General features: G+C 50.4%; 18 protein-coding genes. 4 read left to right on the plus strand and 14 right to left on the minus strand.

The features are described from left to right. Positions 1-43 precede the first annotated feature (43 nt). The 6 genes from cimA to ATL17_RS08490 form a co-directional block, all read right to left on the minus strand. Positions 44-1,633, minus strand: coding sequence for a citramalate synthase (gene cimA, locus ATL17_RS08470; RefSeq protein WP_133572379.1), 1,590 nt, complete (start codon positions 1,631-1,633; stop codon positions 44-46). A gap of 2 nt (positions 1,634-1,635) precedes the next feature. Beyond that, the gene (locus ATL17_RS16910) at positions 1,636-2,112 is read right to left on the minus strand and encodes a GFA family protein (protein WP_166638960.1); all 477 of its coding nucleotides are present in this window, start codon (positions 2,110-2,112) and stop codon (positions 1,636-1,638) included. Beyond that, a complete protein-coding gene (gene cysS / locus ATL17_RS08475; protein WP_166638961.1) occupies positions 2,113-3,555 on the minus strand; it encodes a cysteine--tRNA ligase in 1,443 nt (480 codons plus the stop codon). 278 nt (positions 3,556-3,833) lie between these two features. Next, positions 3,834-4,199 carry a c-type cytochrome gene (locus tag ATL17_RS08480; RefSeq protein ID WP_166638962.1) on the minus strand — a complete coding sequence of 122 codons (366 nt, stop codon included), beginning with the start codon at positions 4,197-4,199 and terminating at the stop codon, positions 3,834-3,836. Positions 4,200-4,369: 170 nt separating this feature from the next. Further along, positions 4,370-4,915, minus strand: coding sequence for a VOC family protein (locus ATL17_RS08485; protein WP_133572381.1), 546 nt, complete (start codon positions 4,913-4,915; stop codon positions 4,370-4,372). A 121-nt stretch (positions 4,916-5,036) separates the two neighbouring features. Continuing rightward, entirely contained in the window at positions 5,037-6,035 is a 999-nt protein-coding gene (locus ATL17_RS08490; RefSeq protein ID WP_133572382.1) for a fumarylacetoacetate hydrolase family protein, read from the minus strand. 161 nt (positions 6,036-6,196) lie between these two features. Between ATL17_RS08490 and ATL17_RS08495 the strand changes: the two genes are divergently transcribed. Then, complete coding sequence (locus tag ATL17_RS08495; RefSeq protein ID WP_166638963.1) at positions 6,197-7,285, plus strand: DUF2865 domain-containing protein; 1,089 nt, start codon at positions 6,197-6,199, stop codon at positions 7,283-7,285. On the opposite strand, the gene gltX is transcribed toward ATL17_RS08495, so the two are convergent. From gltX to ATL17_RS08515, 4 genes are all read right to left on the minus strand, one after another. Beyond that, positions 7,230-8,567: a glutamate--tRNA ligase gene (gltX, locus tag ATL17_RS08500; RefSeq protein ID WP_208111198.1), complete on the minus strand. Its 1,338-nt coding sequence runs from the start codon at positions 8,565-8,567 to the stop codon at positions 7,230-7,232. The two genes, ATL17_RS08495 and gltX, sit on opposite strands and share 56 nt — an antisense overlap. A 2-nt stretch (positions 8,568-8,569) precedes the next feature. Beyond that, entirely contained in the window at positions 8,570-10,234 is a 1,665-nt protein-coding gene (locus tag ATL17_RS08505) for an NAD+ synthase (RefSeq protein WP_133572385.1), read from the minus strand. Positions 10,235-10,361: 127 nt separating this feature from the next. Beyond that, entirely contained in the window at positions 10,362-11,405 is a 1,044-nt protein-coding gene (locus tag ATL17_RS08510) for a hypothetical protein (RefSeq protein WP_133572386.1), read from the minus strand. A 135-nt stretch (positions 11,406-11,540) separates the two neighbouring features. Next, complete coding sequence (locus ATL17_RS08515; protein ID WP_133572387.1) at positions 11,541-12,920, minus strand: class II 3-deoxy-7-phosphoheptulonate synthase; 1,380 nt, start codon at positions 12,918-12,920, stop codon at positions 11,541-11,543. Between the two features lie 172 nt (positions 12,921-13,092). On the opposite strand from ATL17_RS08515, the gene ATL17_RS08520 reads away from it, so the two are divergent. Both ATL17_RS08520 and ATL17_RS08525 read left to right on the plus strand, forming a co-directional pair. Further along, the gene (locus tag ATL17_RS08520; protein WP_133572388.1) at positions 13,093-13,821 is read left to right on the plus strand and encodes a VIT1/CCC1 transporter family protein; all 729 of its coding nucleotides are present in this window, start codon (positions 13,093-13,095) and stop codon (positions 13,819-13,821) included. Positions 13,822-13,830: 9 nt separating this feature from the next. Continuing rightward, on the plus strand, positions 13,831-14,427 hold the full coding sequence (locus ATL17_RS08525; RefSeq protein WP_133572389.1) for an NAD(P)H-dependent oxidoreductase: 597 nt from the start codon (positions 13,831-13,833) through the stop codon (positions 14,425-14,427). A 43-nt stretch (positions 14,428-14,470) separates the two neighbouring features. Here the strand turns inward: ATL17_RS08525 and ATL17_RS08530 are convergent, their stop codons facing one another. The 4 genes from ATL17_RS08530 to rpiA all read right to left on the minus strand — a co-directional run bounded on the left by ATL17_RS08530 (position 14,471) and on the right by rpiA (position 17,607). After that, positions 14,471-14,833: a VOC family protein gene (locus ATL17_RS08530; RefSeq protein WP_133572390.1), complete on the minus strand. Its 363-nt coding sequence runs from the start codon at positions 14,831-14,833 to the stop codon at positions 14,471-14,473. A gap of 89 nt (positions 14,834-14,922) precedes the next feature. Then, on the minus strand, positions 14,923-16,305 hold the full coding sequence (gene gor, locus ATL17_RS08535) for a glutathione-disulfide reductase (protein ID WP_133572391.1): 1,383 nt from the start codon (positions 16,303-16,305) through the stop codon (positions 14,923-14,925). 92 nt (positions 16,306-16,397) lie between these two features. Continuing rightward, the gene (locus ATL17_RS08540) at positions 16,398-16,895 is read right to left on the minus strand and encodes a DUF2059 domain-containing protein (RefSeq protein ID WP_133572392.1); all 498 of its coding nucleotides are present in this window, start codon (positions 16,893-16,895) and stop codon (positions 16,398-16,400) included. A 22-nt stretch (positions 16,896-16,917) separates the two neighbouring features. Next, on the minus strand, positions 16,918-17,607 hold the full coding sequence (rpiA, locus tag ATL17_RS08545) for a ribose-5-phosphate isomerase RpiA (protein WP_133572393.1): 690 nt from the start codon (positions 17,605-17,607) through the stop codon (positions 16,918-16,920). A gap of 221 nt (positions 17,608-17,828) precedes the next feature. Here rpiA and ATL17_RS08550 point away from each other — a divergent pair, with 221 nt between their 5' ends. After that, entirely contained in the window at positions 17,829-18,422 is a 594-nt protein-coding gene (locus tag ATL17_RS08550; protein ID WP_133572394.1) for a L,D-transpeptidase, read from the plus strand. Positions 18,423-18,481: the final 59 nt, after the last annotated feature.

Raw genomic sequence — 18,481 nt, forward strand, 5'->3', positions numbered from 1 at the left:
CCTTAGTCTTAAAGATTGGCACCCTTTTTGGCCCATTACTCCATTAAGACTCGGTTTTCATAAGTTTATAAGTCACTGATTCATACAGCGCCTCGAACGATGCATCAATGATATTTGGAGAAACACCTACGGTAAACCAGCGCTCACCAGTATTATCTCTAGATTCAACCAATACACGGGTGACCGCGCCCGTGCCGCCGTTTAGGATACGCACCTTAAAATCGACCAATTCAAGGTCATCAATTCGGTCCGAATATTTGCCCAAATCTTTGCGCATGGCCAAATCGAGCGCATTGACCGGGCCGTTACCTTCAGCCACAGACATGAGCATTTCGCCATCTACTTCGATTTTCACAATCGCTTCTGACATAGTGATCAAATCGCCATTGGCGTTGTAACGCCGCTCAACCGAAGTGCGGAAGCTTTCTACTCGGAAAAATTGCGGTAATTGGCCAAAGGTGCGGCGCGCCAGCAAAGCGAATGACGCATCTGCGCCATCATAGGAATAGCCACGCGCTTCGCGCTCTTTCACTTTGCGCAGGAGTTGATCCAGTCGTGGATCATCCTTTTCGATTTTAAGCCCTACCCGCTCCAACACAGTAAGCAGATTGGACTTACCCGCTTGTTGCGACACCATCACATTGCGCTCATTGCCCACCACGGCAGGATCAATATGCTCATATGACGATGGGTCTTTAAGAATGGCAGAAGCATGAATGCCCGCCTTGGTGGCAAATGCAGAAGCACCCACATAAGGCGCTTGCCGCGCCGGGGCACGATTTAGCAATTCGTCAAACTGACGTGATAGCGAAGTGAGCCCTTCGAGTTCTTTCTGCCCGACACCGATTTCCAGCTCATCACAGAAAGGCTTTTTAAGCGCAAAAGTTGGGATCAATGAGATCATATTGGCATTGCCGCATCGTTCGCCAATGCCATTCAATGTGCCTTGCACATGGCGCACGCCTGCCCGCACAGCAGCCAAAGTGTTGGCAACGGCTTGCTCTGTGTCGTTATGCACATGGATACCAAGGTGACTGCCGGGCACAGATTGCTGCACGTGGGTGACGATGGCTTCAATCTCATCAGGCATTGTGCCGCCATTTGTGTCGCATAACACGACCCAACGGGCACCTGCATCATAGGCTGCTTTAGCGCAGGAGATCGCATAATCCGGATTGGACTTGTAGCCATCAAAGAAATGCTCGCAATCGACGATACATTCTTTTTTTGCACTGAGCGTTGCTTCAACGCTGGACTGGATGGCCTCGATGTTTTCGGCCTGCGAAATGCCCATGGCCATTTCGATCTGCTTGTCCCACGCTTTGGCCACGAAGCAGATCGCTTTGGCCGCTGAGTTGAGCAGGCCCTGCACACCGGGGTCGTTTTCAACCGAGCGTCCTGCCCGTTTGGTCATGCCGAAGGCGGTGAACGTGGCGTTTTTGGTGCGGTCTTTTTCGAAAAACTCGGTATCAACTACATTGGCACCAGGGTAACCGCCTTCAATATAATCAACGCCTAAATTATCGAGCAATTTGGTGATGGTAATTTTGTCTTCAACTGAAAACTCTACGCCCGCTGTTTGGGCACCATCGCGCAATGTTGTGTCGAATAAATATAGGCGTTCTTTGGTCATGTTCAGTCCTGACTATCGGGCCATTCGGCTGTGTCGTGATCGGGATGTTGGAAGTTTTTCATGCTCGAAAGCTGTGCTTGAAACTCAGGATCTTCCGGGCGGATAGGTAATTCGTGCAAATGATCAAAGCTTTTGATGCGCGCTGCATAATCAAGCTGCTTTGTGGGGGAAACTTTGTTGGGATCATCAAAGCTGCCAATGGACAATGAAATGCCATCGCGGTCCCACTCATAGGTGAGCGGAGTGCCGCAATCTTTGCAAAAACCACGCTTGGCCACAGTGGAGCTTTGGAAATAGCTTGGTTGCCCCCGCGTCCAGCTCACCTTGTCGTTGCTGAAGGTGGCGAATGCGCCAAAATAGCTGCCAGACTGTTTTTGGCACATGCGGCAATGGCAGATCGACCCGCCATATTCGTCGCCCAATGCTTTATAGCGCACTGCGCCGCATTGGCAGCCCCCAGTGTGAATCGTTTCAGACATTTATGCGACCTCCCAATTGGTGATGCGGTTGCCCGCCTCGTCTTTGCCGTCTTTCAGTTTGATGCCCATGGCGGTGAGTTCATCGCGGATCGCGTCTGCCTCACCCCATTCTTTGGCGTTCAAATGATCCAAACGCGCTTGAATTTTGGCTTCAATTTCGTCTGCCTGCTCGTGCTCTGGCCCTGCATTTTGCGCAGCCTGATAGGCTTTCATGCCGTCAAAACTGACCAGACCCAAAAGCTGCATCGAACCGAAGAGACGCCGCGCATTGTGCTCACGATCACCACCCGCATGGCGGTGCAATTCAGCCAGCACGCCTGACATGTTCATATCGTTCGCCAAATGGGCCAACAGCTTTGAACATGGGCCTAAAGCTTCATATTCGGCGCGGTTTTCCTCCACAAAATCCAACCCCAGCTTCAACATTGTCGCCTTCCAGCGATTAAGGTTTTTCTCAGCTTCTTCAAGCCGTTTCAGGGTGAAATCGATCGGCTCGCGGTAATTTGTCATGATCAAACCAAGGCGCAACACATCGCCCGGCCATTTGCGGTTGCCGAAATTTTCAGTCTCCAGCAGGTCAGCTATAGTGTAAAAATTGCCCAAGCTCTTGGACATTTTTTCACCTTCGATCTGCAAAAAGCCATTGTGCAACCAATAGTTGGCCATGCGATCCGTGCCGTGTGAACAACGCGACTGCGCAATTTCATTCTCATGGTGCGGGAACACCAAATCGATACCGCCAGCGTGAATGTCGAACACTTTGCCCAAATAACGCTCGGTCATGGCAGAACATTCTAGATGCCAGCCCGGACGGCCCTTGCCCCATGGGCTATCCCAACCGGGCAGATTTTCATCGGACAGCTTCCACAACACGAAATCGCCAGGATTTTTCTTGTGTTCCTCCACTTCGATGCGGGCACCAGCTTGCTGCTCGTCGAGATTGCGGTTGGAGAATTTGCCATAGTCTGCCATGGAAGTGACATCAAACAGCACCTCTCCGCCTGCTTCATAGGCATGGCCTTTTTCGATTAGCGTTTCAATCATGGTGATCATTTGCGCGATATTGTCTGTGGCGCGGGGCTGTAAATCTGGATCGAGATTGCCGAGTGCATGCATATCGGATTGATATTGCGCGGCGGTGCGCTCGGTGACTTCGCGAATGGCTTGGTTCAGCTCCATGCCCGGATGTTCTTTTGCCGCGCGGGCGTTGATCTTGTCGTCCACGTCCGTAATGTTGCGGGCATAGGTGACATGTTCAGCGCCATAAACATGGCGCAACAGACGATACAGCACGTCAAATGCCACGGCAGAACGGCCATTGCCAATATGGGCATAGTCATAAACGGTGGGGCCACACACATACATGCGCACATTGTTTGGATCGATTGGATCGAAGCGTTCTTTTTGGCGTGTCAGTGTGTTGTAAAGTTGAATTTCAGTCATTTCCCTCAGCCCAAAATTGGTTTTGCAACCGGCCACGGTTGGCCGTCAGCGGCGAGGATTTTGCAATTTAAATGACAGAAGACAATACAAAACCGCGCCGCTAAAATTTAGCGGATAATAATGCAGCCAATAATACAGATTTGGTTACGGTTTTGCTTCATGAGCGCACTTTGAGCGAAAAGCGCTAAGAAAATCAAGCCAAAATGAAAAAATTCAGTCCACAAATAAAAAGGGAGCCTTTCGGCCCCCTCAAATCTAAGCAACGAAATGGCTAAAACTTAGCCTTTTTGCTCGCGATATTTGTCGTGACATTCTTTGCAAGAGCCACCCAATGTGCGGGCATCTGCGCCTGCCATTGAATCTGCTTCGAGCTTGTCAAAAATGGCAACGAACTCATCCCATTCCTGCCAGATCAAATCTGTTGCTTCAGAATCAGCGCTTGTTGAGCCTTCTGGGAACAACATTTTGAGCTTTGCAGCCAATGGCGCAACATCACCCGGCTTGCCTGCTTTAAGGGCAGCACCCATATCTTTCATGGCTTGCTGACGCTCAGCGATCACATCGCCCTGTGCGCTTACGCTGGAAACGGCACCCATGGCCAAAGCAACTGATGTAGCGGCGGCCAAAAACAACTTAAACTTCATTCTAATCTCCCTATCACATGCATGGTTCATGCTATGCCCGATCAAAGCAATTATGCCATTGAAAGATGACAATTGCATCGGTGAATGCGCGCAAATCAGCTGCGACGCACTCACAATTGCGTGATAGATGAGTTCAAAAATACGGCCTTTCTTAGGCCTAAGCGTATTGTTTAAGAAACGTCCGCCAGTTCTTTTTGGTGCAGCCAATCAGCGTGTTTTGGCGCTTTTTTGGTGCGTGACCATTCTTCCAACATGTCCCATTTCACTGAATCCAAGCGCTTGAGCAGCTCTTCTTCTTTTGGATCAGGACACGCCAATTCAACGCGATGGCCATTTGGATCGAAGAAATAGATGGAGTGGAAGATTGAATGGTCGGTAACGCCCAAAACTTCAACACCGTTCTTTTCAAGATGCTCTTTATATTCGAGCAACTCATCGCGACCTTTCACTTTAAACGCAATATGTTGCACCCAAATCGGCGTATTCTCGTCACGGCCCATTTCAGGCTTTGTTGGCAATTCAAAGAAGGCCAGCACATTGCCGTTACCCGCATCTAGGAACAGGTGCATATAAGGATCTGGCTCATGGGTGGATGGCACGTGATCTTCAGCGATGGCGAGCACAAAGTCCATATTGAGCATCTTTGTGTACCATTCAACGGTCTCTTTTGCGTCCTTACAACGATAGGCCACATGGTGAATTTGTTCGATTTTCATGTCTTCCTCCAAATTAGTTACGTTCGTAACTATATTGACATAATAGTTACGCACGCAACTAAATGCAACCGCAAAAATACAGTGCATAGCTTCGACTTTTGTCGAAGGTCAATGAATGGATTTAGGCGAGACGAACCGTCTGCTTGATTTCACCGAAAGGTGCTTCCCCCTCATCCGTGAGGAATTGGATCGAGACCTGATCATCCTTTTTCAAGAAGGGTGTGCGTTGATCGGTGTCGGCGGCTTTTTCAGCCATGCGAGCTTCAACAATGCAGGAGAACCCTACCCCGTCGCTGCCGATCGGCAAAATCTCGTCATGGGTGTTGGCGACTGTGCCGCCCCCCAAGATGGTGCCAGCACGCAATTGCCGCGTTTGGGCGGCTGCTTGAATGAGCTGGTAGAAATCGAACACCATTTCTTTTTCGGTACGCGGTTGACCATAGAGCAAGCCATTGACGCGGCTTTGCAAGCGCCCGGCCACACGACCAGATTGCCAGGCGGCGCCCAGTTCGTTTGGAGTGACCACAACAGGTCCAAAGCTGGTGGCCGGCTTTGAATGGAAGAAGCCGAACCCGTCCTGCAAGTCAGCGGCAACCAAGCGACGCAAGGACACATCGTTGCATTGAGTGACCAAACGCACCGCGTTGCGTGCTTCATCATCGGTTGGATTCATGGGCACATCGCCCAAAATCACAGCGATTTCTGCTTCATAGTCGAGGGCCAAATCTTCGCCACCCACTACAATTGGCTTTTCCGCACCGACAAGGTAGTCAGAGCCGCCTTGATACATGATGGGCTTTTCGTCTTGCGGGTTTTGCAATGAGCCTTTGGCGGCGCGTACGCGCTGCAAATGTGGCAGATAGGCCGAGGCATCAATCCATTGATAAGCGCGCGGCAGCGGCGCTAGGGTCAAATGTGGCTCAAAGGACTTGCCAGCAATATCGCCTTGATTGAGCTTTTGGCTCAGCGTTTCAAGCGGGGCATATACTTCTGACCAATTGTCGAGCGCGGCTTGCAAATTGGGGGCGATGGCCGAAGCGGAGGTGCAGCGCTTCAAATCTTTGCTGACAATCGCCAATTGCCCGTCACGTGTGCCATTGTCCAATGTTGCCAGTTTCATAATGCCCCCTTCATGCCAAATCGGATATTGCCGACATTGTATTAAGAATCAGAATTAAATATGTTTTTGCCACAATAATTTGCCAATGGTGGATAGTTTTTGCCACCAAATCGTCTAAAAGGGCGGTCACTGTGTCCCCTTCAATATAAATGAACGGTGTTATGCTTCGCTTCGCTACCCTTGTGGTTATTTGTTTTTCTCTTGTGTTGCCGCAAAGCGTGGCCTTTGCGCAGGCCGATAGTTGCCGCACCTTGCAACGGCAAATCCGGACTTTTGAGCGCGACCGTGAATTCCGCAATTATCGTGACAATTATAATGGATTGCGTGAAGCGCAAAAAGAAGTGAAGGCATGGGAAAGCCAGTTTGTGCGCCGTGGTTGCCAAAAAGCACTGAATGCAGGCAAGCGACTGGACTCTACCTGCCGCTCCATTGGCCGCAAAATCCAAAGCGTTCGAAAAGATTATGCAACCTTGACCGCTCGGGTGCAGCGCGGCGCTGAAGTGGCCAAGGCACGCGAGCAAGCCTTGCAGCAATATGCCCGCTTCGGCTGTGGCACCAACGACACCAGCCGCAGCACCAACAATCGCGAGCCAGAACGCAAATCATTGTTTGAACGGATTTTCGGATCGCGTGATGACGATAATATTGTTGAAGATGATTATTATGATCTGTTCAACCGCGAGACCTACCGCACCGTATGTGCCCGTACCTGCGACGGCTATTATTGGCCGGTGAGCTTTTCAACATTGCCAGAATATATTCCTGATGATCAGGCGGTGTGCAAAGGCAATTTCCAGCAAGGCGATGTGAAGCTTTATTATTATTCAAACACTGATGGTTCGCCTGAAACCATGATTGATTTGAATGGCAATCCTTATAGCCAAAGCCCAAATGCGTTCCGCTATCGCCAAGTTTATGACGAAGCGTGCCAGCCACAACAGGCGAACAATTACGGTAAGATTGAACTTGCCGAGTCTGGCGACACATCAACCGCGATCATCAGCTTTGGTGACGTGAGCTTTCCGCTGCCCCGTCGTGACCCGCGCAAGAAGCTGGAATTGGAAGTGGCCACCGCGAGCTTTATTCCGCTACCACGCCCTGATCCAAGACGTGAAAATGGCGGCAACAACATTCAAGTCACTGCCGCCAGCTCTTATTCTGGACTTCGCCTTGTCAACTTTGGCGAAAAGACCGTTAGGATAGTCGGTCCAAACACGCCGTACGTCCCAGAAGCGGGAGAAGGGTCTTAAGCTCTGGGCCGTGGCTTTGACCTGTGAGCGCCAAACGCAAAGGCATAAACAATTGCTTGCCTTTGCGGCCTGTTTCCGCTTTCAGATCATTTGTCCATTCTGACCAAGTGTTCTCGTCCCATGGCTCTTGAGGCAAGCGCTCAGCCGCGGTGGCGATAAAGTCTTTATCTTCATCAGCGACAACTGTTTCAACAGGGCCCGAAACAAGCTTTTGCCAATCACGAATGTCTTGGACTTTTTCCAAGTTCTCGTGAACCGCATTCCACAAACGCTCTGCATCTTCCACGCCCATTTCGGCCAGACGATCTTTGACGTCGTCGTAGCTGAGGCCATGCACCATACGGGCGTTGAAGCCAGCCAATTCGGCGGGATCAAATCGAGCGGCGCTGCGCGACACCATGGAAATATCAAAGGTTTGGGCCAATTCATCTAAGCTGGCGTGCGGTGCAACTGGCTGGCTTGTGCCTGTCAAAATCGCGATCAAGGCAACAGCCAAAGATTCAAAGCCCTCTTCGCGCAAATTGGTGATGGACAATGAGCCTTTGCGCTTGGAGAAGCCTTCGCCTGTGGCATCGGTCAGCAAATTGTGGTGGCCGAAAGTTGGGGCGGTTGCGCCCAAAGCTTCAAACAGTTCAATCTGTGCGCCCGTGTTGGTGACGTGATCTTCACCGCGGATCACATGGGTGACGCCCATATCGATATCGTCTACGACGGATGGCAAGGTATAAAGATAAGAGCCATCAGCGCGGATCAAAACCGGGTCTGACATGGTGTCAGTGTTCACCACCTGATCGCCGCGCACCACATCATCAAAATGCACTTCTTTGCCTTCCAGCTTAAAACGCCAGTGGGGTTTGCGCCCTTCAGCTTCAAAAGCGGCTTTTTCTTCGTCAGTTAGCTTGAGCGCGGCGCGATCATAGATTGGCGGGCGGCCCATTGCGCGGGCGCGCTTGCGGCGACGGTCCAGCTCGTCTGCTGTTTCATAGCAGGGGTACAAGCGGCCATCTGCAATCAGCTTATCGCGCGCAGCATCATGGGCCGCTTTGCGCTCTGACTGACGCTCCAGGCGATGGGGTTTGATGCCGAGCCAAGCGAGATCTTTCTCGATGGCATCTGCATATTCTTTTTTCGAGCGCTCCAAATCCGTATCGTCAAAGCGCAAAATGAATTGACCACCTGTTTTCAGCGCGAACATCCAGTTCATCAAAGCTGGGCGCGCATTACCGAGGTGAATATATCCCGTTGGGGATGGTGCAAATCGCACGACTGTAGACATATTGATTCCTAATTTCCTTCGTCGCGAAAACCGTTTGTGATGGGGTATTTGCGGCCCAGACCGAATGCTTTTTGCGTCAATTTCGGCCCAGGCGCGGCCTGTCGACGTTTGTACTCGGCGATATAGAGCAATTTTTGCACTTTGGCGACCACTTCTGGATCGTGCCCCTCGCCCACAATTTCGTCAAAGCTCTTCTCGCCTTCAACAAAACCTTCCAAAATTGCATCAAGCACCGGATATGGCGGCAAGCTGTCCTGATCTTTTTGATCTGGCCGCAGCTCCGCACTTGGTGCTTTATCAATGATATTTTGCGGGATCACCCGGCCTTCCGGGCCAAGGCAATTTTTTGGCATGTTGTGATTGCGCCAATCCGCCAAATGATAGACCTGCATTTTATAAAGGTCTTTGATCGGGTTGAAGCCGCCATTCATGTCACCATAGATGGTGGCATAGCCCACGGCCATTTCTGATTTATTGCCTGTGGTGATGAGCATCGACCCAAGCTTGTTGGACACGCCCATCAAATAGGTGCCGCGCATGCGCGACTGCAAATTCTCTTCGGCCAGACCGGGCTTGAGCCCTTCGAATAGTGGCGCGAGGGCATCATTTGCCGCTTCAACTGCGTCGCCAATGGCCACGACATCATAGCGAACGCCCAGCATCTCGGCGCAGTCTTTAGCGTCTTTAAGGCTGTCTTCTGATGTGTATTTGTAGGGCAGCATGATGCAGTGCACATTTTCGGCGCCGACCGCATCGACAGCGATGGCCGCCACAACAGCGGAGTCGATACCGCCGGAAAGACCCAGCACCACCTTCTGAAAATGGTTTTTATGCAAATAATCACGCAAGCCCAGCACGCAAGCACGCCATGTCGCGCCGTCGGTTGAGGCCAAAGGCTCGGCTTTATCCGTATCGCATACCCACCCTTCATCGCCGCGGTGCCAATCGATGATGATCAATTCTTCCTCAAAGCTTTTGCCGATAAAGGCCAAGGAGCGGTCTGCATTGATGCCGAAGGATGCGCCATCAAAAACCAGCTCGTCTTGCCCTCCAATTTGGTTGAGATAAAGCAGCGGCAAGCCACTTTCGACCACGCGCTCCACCACCACATTCATGCGCAGATCATGTTTATTGCGCCAGTAAGGCGACCCGTTGGGACAGAGCAACAGTTCAGCGCCAGTTTCCGCCAAACACTCAACCACGTCTTTGCGCCAGATATCTTCGCAAATCGGCACACCAATGCGCACATTTTGAATGTTGAACGGGCCAGGCAAATTACCCGGCGTGAAATAGCGCTTTTCATAAAACACGTCATCATTGGGCAAATCGTGCTTGGCGCGCCAATCAATGATGTTGCCATCTTCTGCTAACAATACCGCATTATAGAGCTGGAAATTATCAACCCAGATGGAAGGGATCAGCAAGGAAATGTCTTTGTCGCGGCCATGCGCAGCCAGATCTTTAGCCGCCTCCATCGCCTTTTTGACAAATTGAGGTTTGAACAACAAATCTTCTGGGAAATATCCCGTGGGGAACAATTCTGGGAACATCAAAATGTTCGCACCAGCGGCCACCGCTTCATCAATGGCGGCTTTGCCTTTTTCTACGTTCTTGGAAAGAGCGCCAACCGTTGGGTTGAGTTGCGCCAATGCAATTCGCAATTTATCAGCCACGCGGCCCGTCCATCATGAAGGTTCAAAACAGCCCATGCTTTAACGCTTTGGCCCTTTAAGGGCAAGGCCTTGCAAATAAATAAGGCCGGGCAAAACCCGGCCTTGAAGCATGTGTTTGGCAAAGATTTTAGAACGAGTAAGACAGCTCTGCCAAAATACCGTAGCGCCACATTGAGAAGGCGTCTAAGTCGGTGACATAATTTTGCAGGGCAACTGAGCCATCGGTCTCATATGTGCCGTCTGGTTCGCTGTCCACCGCATCTGTGATGGTTGCAACTTCGTAACGCGCTTCGCCACGGGCTTCCAAGTACCATGCGCGACCACCGACATTGAAATTCCAATTGTCAAAGCTGGTGCCGACCATCACTTGCGCGGTGCCGCCATAACCATTGCCGTTAAACTCGGTTGGGCCAGATTGCGTGACTTGATAAGAGCCAAAATCAGTGGTTGGCACAATCCTCGCCGCCAACGTACCATTGACCTGAGCATATGGAATTGCTGCGGCTTCAGCAGAAATGTGGAACGCGCCCAAATCAGCCTGCCCCACCACGCCCAAACGTAGAGCGTTGACGTCGAGATTATTGACGGTGCTGTCACCACCATAAATCGGCTGGCCTGTGCCAATATCCCATGACACGTCTGCAGCGCTATCGATGGTTGCGTAATTACCCCGGCCCATATCTGGCGAGTCGTTCCAATATTGATAGCCAGCGATCAAACCCAAGCCGCCAGAATTGTCGCCATCTTCGAAGTGAATGGGCATATAGCCAAAATCACCCATAAAGTAAGCGACCTTGCCATCCGTGATTGCGGCATCGGTTACGCCATCGGCACTATTTGAAAATGTGCCATTGATCAATGCAGAATAGCCGCCAGCCAGATTGACGAAAGAGTTGGTGTAATTGTCATCAACACGCAAATAAAGTTCGCCAAAATGTGTGGTGTCATTTGAGGTAAAGCTCTCGCCAAAACTCTCAACATTTTGCGCGCCCATGGAATACCAATAGCGCATGCCCGCGGTGAACTCGACGCCTTCAAATGGGGAATCTTCCCATCCCTGGTCGTTATAACCACCGCGCAAATCTGATGGAAAATCTGCTGCAAGGGCGGACTGGCCCGCAGTTAGCCCCATAAGAGCTGTGAGAATATAGCAAACTGGTGTGTGCCGCATGATGCACTCCGAACTCAAAACAATTGTGCATATTTATGAGCCATTAAGGTTAATGCGGGGCTAAGTTTGTCTTAACAAAAAGATAAGGGCGCCACAAAATTGTGACGCCCTCACCTGCAATTCAATTGAAATGAATTAGATTGCGGCCAGTTTGCGCGGACGCTCTGAACGCTGAGTTTTCATTTCTTCTGCCACGAGGAAGGCCAACTCAATTGACTGAGACGCGTTCAAACGTGGATCGCAATGGGTGTGATAACGGCTAGACAATTCAGCCTCAGTGACTGCAGACGCGCCACCGACACACTCGGTTACGTCTTTACCGGTCATTTCAACATGCACGCCGCCAGCATAAGTGCCCAATTGACGGTGAATCTCAAAGAAGCTCTTCACTTCAGACAATATCCGATCAAACGGACGGGTTTTATAGCCGGTTGATGCTTTCACCACATTGCCGTGCATTGGATCGCAAGACCACACAACTGTGCGCCCTTCTTTCTCAACAGCTTCAATAAGGCGTGGCAAATGCTCTTCCACCTTATCAGACCCGAAACGGGTGATAAGGGTTAGGCGCCCTGCTTCATCTTCCGGGTTCAACTTGTCAATCAAGCGCAGCAAATCATCCGTTTGCATGGATGGGCCGCACTTCATGCCGATTGGGTTTTTGATGCCTGTGAAATATTCCACATGCGCCTCATTAATGTCGCGCGTGCGGTCACCAATCCAAAGCATATGGCCCGAAGTTGCGTACCAATCATTTGTGATCGAGTCGCGACGGGTCAATGACTGCTCGTAACCCAGCAGCAATGCTTCGTGGCTGGTGTAGAATTTGGTTTCACGCAATTGCGGCGTGTTGTCGGCTGTGATGCCAAGCGCACGCATGAAGTCAATCGCGTCGTCAATTTTTTGCGCTACCCCTTCATATTTTTCATATGAATTGGTGCCTTTTACAAATTCCATCGTCCATTCGTGGTTACGCTCCAAATTGGCGTAGCCGCCCGACGCAAAAGCACGAATGAGGTTTAATGTGGCCGCAGATTGGCGGTAAGCCATCAACATGCGCTGTGGATCAGGCACGCGAGACGTCTCGGTGAAGTCGATATCGTTGATGATATCACCCCGGTAGCTCGGCAAGGTTACGCCATCAATGGTTTCATTGTCTGACGAGCGCGGCTTGGCAAATTGCCCTGCTACACGGCCAACTTTTACCACTGGCTTTGAGCCACCATGGGTGAGCACAACAGCCATTTGCAAAAAGACGCGGAAAAAGTCGCGAATATGGTCGGCATGGTGCTCAGCAAAGCTTTCCGCACAGTCGCCGCCTTGCAGCAAAAAGGCCTTACCTTTTGCCACGTCCGCCAATTGATCTTTCAAACCGCGCGTTTCGCCTGCAAATACGAGCGGCGGAAAGTTTGCAAGGCGCTCTTCAACAGCAGCCAGCTCCGCCTTATCTGGATAAGCCGGAACCTGGCGGATGTCTTTCGATCTCCAACTATCAGGTGTCCAGTTATGCATAATTTACTCGCTTTCAAATATATTAGGTCACATAACCCTCTGGATTTACCAGAGATTGATAGCATAAACCAGTTATTAAGGCCGTTTTGGGTACGGCAAATGCGAAAAATCTCAACATAGACTCTCCATTTAAAGTGGATATATAGAGTCATGTTTTAAAGATTCGGAGTTCAAGATGCGCGACCTCAACCATTCTCATAAATTTGCAGACATCCATTCGCGCCTGAGCACCGGGCCGCGGATCAGCTATTTGCGCGACTGGATTTATGGTGGCATTGATGGCGCGGTGACCACGTTTGCCATTGTCGCTGGTGTTGTGGGCGCTGAACTCTCCACTGGTGTTGTGGTGGTTTTGGGCATTGCCAATTTGCTGGCTGACGGCTTTTCGATGGCCGCCTCAAACTATTCAGGCACCAAAGCTGAAATTGACGATTACAACAGGGTTTTGGAAGTTGAAAAACGTCATATTCGCCAGCACCCGGAAGGTGAACGCGAAGAAGTGCGCCAAATCTTTTCCAACAAGGGATATTCGGGCGAAGAGCTTGATGAAATTGTCAACCTGATCACCACACATGAAGATATGTGGCTTGAGACCATGATGGCTGAGGAATATGGGCTTTCCAATGTGCAGCGCTCCCCCATTCGGGCCGCGCTTGCGACATTTTTAGCTTTCCTAGTATGTGGCGCGGTGCCGTTGCTGCCCTATTTCTTGGGCCTGAACTCTGGCGCGGTGGTGGCTGCCACCATGACCGGCGTTGTATTTTTGCTGATCGGCGCAGTGAAATCGCTTTGGTCCACTTGGAGTTGGTGGGTCAGCGCGTTGGAAACATTTGCCATTGGCATGTCGGCTGCAGGTTTAGCCTATTTTGTCGGCGCAGCACTGCGCGGGCTTGTGGGTGCGTAAGGAGAAATCATGGCAAATGTATTGGTGGTTTCCGCCCACCCATTAAAAGACAGTCTTTGCGCTCACCTCACCGGGCAAATTAAAGATGTACTGGCGTCACGCAATGCAGTGGTGGTCCATCGCGACCTCTATGAGCAGCAATTTGACCCACTTTTATCGCCAAAGGAGAGAGCTAGCTTTTATAAGAACTTTGATCAGTCGCGCCTGATTGAGGAGATTAGCGAGCTGCAGGCGGCGGATATATTGGTGCTGGCTTTTCCCACCTGGTGGTTTGGTTTTCCGGCAATTTTGAAGGGCTGGTTTGACCGGGTGTGGGCACCTGGGGTGGCATTTGAACATGCCGAAGATCTCTCAGCGCTGCACCCGAAGCTGCACAATCTAAAACATGTGATCGCCGTGACGACCATGGGGTCGCCCTGGTGGATTGACCAACTTATCCTTTGGCGCCCGGTGCGCCGGATATTGAAAACGGCACTGGTTGGTGTTTGCGCGCCCCAAGCCAAGTTTGATTTTTTCGTTCAATATCAAGCGGAAAAAATAGATCAGCATAAGTTGAACCGCCTGGTGCAACGTATTCGTCGCAAATTGGCGCAAGTTGTCGACTGATCATCTACTGACGTGAGCGTTTTTGTGGTCCGATGGCGTTTTTCTAGTCTTTTGGCAACTCACCTGCGGGTGGCTCCCAAAGCTCAATAGCATTGCCTGCAGGGTCTAGAAAACGGAAAAACCGGCCATATTCCTCATCGTCTTCGCCGATTTCCTCCACGCCATGTGCGCGTAGTTTTTGGATGAAATCATCGATGCCTTCCACCCGTAAGTTTATCATGAACTGGTTGGTCTTCGGACCAAAATAATCTGTATCCGGCTTAAAGGGCGCTATCACAGATGGCCCAGCTTCTTGGTGCAGCCAAGTGCCAAGATTGATTTCGAACATGTCTTTATAAAATTTGGCGAGTGGGTCGCCAGCATCACTGCGGAAGAATACGCCACCAATTCCCGAAATTTTGCCCATCTCTGCCTCCCTAATTTTGGGGATTAAAGCGGCACAGTCGGGTCAAAGCAAGGTAAAAGGCGCCGGACTGAAAGCCGGCCCCCTTAGAACTATTCGACTTTTTTGCCGTATTCCAGTACATAGCTTGGTTGCTTCATGGTCACCAACTCTTCAGCCGCGGTTGGATGCACAGCGATTGTGCGGTCAAAATCTGCTTTGGTGGCCCCCATTGTAACCGCAATGCCTGCCATCTGGATGATTTCACCCGCAGCGTGGCCAACCACATGCACGCCGAGCACCTTGTCAGTATCTGCATCGGTGATCAGCTTATACATTTCTTTTTCGGCCTTATCGCCCAAAGTGTTCATCATCGGCCGGAATGTGGCTTTATAGACATTCACTTTATGGTAGCGGTTGCCTGCTTGCGTTTCCGTCATCCCAATAGTGCCGATTTCTGGCTCTGAAAAGACCGCGGTTGGGATCAGATCATGGTGTACGAAAGTTGGATTGTCATTGTAGAAGGTTTCGGCAAATGCCGCACCTTCGCGAATGGCAACGGGTGTTAGAGCGGCACGATCGGTCACGTCACCCACGGCAAACACTGTTTTACATGAGGTGCGCGATTGCTCATCGACAATGATTTCTTCGCGCGCGCCGACTTCGATATCTGTATATTCTAGCCCCAAGCCCTTCGTGTTTGGCGACCGGCCCGTTGCGAACATGACTTCACCAAATTCAGCGCTTTGATCATTATCAAAAGTGACGTTGATGCCATTATCTGATTTTTCGAGCGCACTCAGATCAGTATTGGTCAAGATTTCGATGCCGCGTGCCTGCATTTGCTCTGCAACCATGTCGCGAACATCTTCATCAAAGCCACGCAAAATTTGCGGACCACGATAGGCTAAAGTGGTTTTCACGCCTAAGCCCGCAAAGATGCCAGCAAACTCAACCGCAATATAGCCACCACCAACAATCAGAATTTTCTCAGGCAATTCATCGAGATGGAAGGCTTCGTTTGAGGTGATGCCGAGCTCGGCACCTGGAATGTTCGGTACAAATGGTGTGCCGCCTGTCGCGATCAAAATGCGATCAGCAGTGAGTTCTTCACCGTCTTTTTGCAGTTTGACGGAGGTACCGCTGGTCAGCTCTGCTCGGTCGCGAAATACTGTTACGCCGGCATTATCCAAGATATTGCCGTAAATGCCCTCAAGGCGTTGGATTTCTTTATCCTTATTGTCGCGCAGGGTCTGCCAATCAAATGTTGGCTCCTCCATCGACCAGCCAAAATTTTTCGAAACTTCGAATTGTTCCGGGAAGCGCGACGCGTAAACAAACAGCTTTTTGGGTACGCAACCGCGAATTACGCACGTGCCACCCAACCGATATTCTTCAACAACAGCAACTTTTGCGCCATAAGATGAGGCCAAGCGCCCGGCCCGCACACCGCCTGAGCCCGCACCAATTACGATCAAGTCAAAATGACGTCCCATCGAAACAACTCCATATTTAATTGCTTGTGATTGACCACAAAAAAGCCCCTCGGGCAACCCAAGGGGCTTCACATAATCGTGCGGCGAATTGGCTAGTTCAGCTCAATGCCCTTTTCTTTCAACGCAGCTTTTACCTTGCGCTCATATTCAATTAGGAAGTTGTTTTCCCAAACTTCAACAGCTGCTTTCAGGTCTCGGTTGATGCCGACATTGTTTTCCAACAGCTTTTTGCCTGTATCGCTTTCGTAAAATGCGAGAATCTCACTCAGTTCTTCAGGTGTAAACCGAATAGCATAGATACGAGCAAATTGAGCATATAGAGGATTGCCAGCGTCGATATATTCCTGTGCAACATCACGCGCAGTTGTCGCAATTGTTTCTGACGATTCAGGACTTTGACGCGTCAACGCCTGTGCCACTCGGCGGATCGAATTCAAAAGGGAAACTTCATAAACCTTCCCCGTGTCTGTCAATTCGACATATTTCTGGGCCGTTTCCAAATGTTCCGGCGTAATTTCCTGCGCGTTGGCCGAAATTGGCGCCGCAACGGCCAAACTGCCTGCAACGAACAAAGCGATCAATTTATTCATTCTGCTTAATCTCCCCACTTGCTTAACCAAGCTCTTTTACCCCGTTTGCATCGGCCAAATAGGCTTTCGCACAAAGGCCCAAAAATAGACCATGCTGCACAACACCGGGTACATTTAACAACTCATCTGACAATGCTTTTGCATCGGAAATACGGCCAAAAGATGCATCTAAAATGAAATGACCGCCATCAGTGACAAATGGCGCATCATTTTGCTGACGCAACACAAGACCACCTTCAGCCTTAAAATCTTGCATAATAGCAGAAACGGCATTTTGAGTTGCGCCGAGACCGAACTTATTGACTTCGATTGGCAGGGCAAACTTGCCCAAAACTTCTACTAGCTTTGACGTATCGGCAATCACCACCATTTTATCAGATGCTGCGGCAACGATTTTTTCGCGCAACAAGGCACCACCGCCACCTTTGATCAATTGCATTCGATCATCAATTTCGTCTGCGCCATCTACGGTCACATCTAAACGATCAATTTCATCCAAGGTCGTCAATGGAATATTGAGCGATTGCGCCTGCTTCATTGTTGCGATGGATGTAGGCACGCAAAGACATTCAAAGCCTTTTGCAACTTCTGCCCCCAAATAATCGACAAAATGTTTCGCTGTGGAGCCCGTGCCGAGGCCGATTCGCATGCCGGATTTAACTTCAGACATGGCCGCGAGTGCGGCTTGTTTTTTCAATTCGTCAGACAAGATGATCTCACAATGTTTGTAGAACCCAATAAATTCCCCCTGGACTTAACAAAGAACAGGCGATTTTCACAATAAATTTATCCACTTGCGAAAATATTTTGGACAAGAACATTTCAGTTTCATATTGTTTTAACCTAAAACTTGCTTTTTAGGAGGGGTGCCGTTGAAGCGTGGGTTGCGCTTGGCGATGCACATTAGTGAATTCTTTTGGAGATGATGGGGCCATGAAATTGCTCAAACGCACAATAATGTTGTTGCTAAGCGTGGTGTTGGTTGGCGGCAGCGTTCTTGAAGCGTCTGCGAACCGCGTTTACGACTCACGAAACAACCGCTGGGTTGATGCCAGTGAACTTCAGTCTACTGACCGTCGCGGCTCTCGCATTAAGCGCGAAATTGTTGATTATGATACAAAGTTGGCCAAGGGCACCATCATTGTAGAGACATCTGAGCGTCGCCTGTATTTCGTATTGGGCGATGGTAAAGCGATGAAATATGGCGTTGGCGTTGGTCGTGATGGCTTCCGCTGGTCAGGCACGCACCGCATTACGCGTAAAGCGGAATGGCCAGGTTGGACACCTCCACCAGCGATGCGCAAGCGTGTTCCTGGTTTACCAGCCTATATGCCTGGCGGCCCGAACAACCCGCTCGGCGCACGTGCGCTGTACATCGGCAGCACGATCTATCGTTTGCACGGCACAGCTGAGCCTTGGACAATTGGCCAAGCCGTTTCTTCTGGCTGCATTCGTTTGACCAATGACGATATTATTGACCTTTACAACCGCAGCAAGGTTGGTGCCCGCGTGATCGTTCGTCACTAAGCTCACATAAAGATCAAAATGAATTGAACCGGGTTTTGCAAAAAGCCCGGTTTTTTCTT

It is taken from the genome of Maritalea mobilis (assembly GCF_004363175.1).
Taxonomy (GTDB): domain Bacteria; phylum Pseudomonadota; class Alphaproteobacteria; order Rhizobiales; family Devosiaceae; genus Maritalea; species Maritalea mobilis.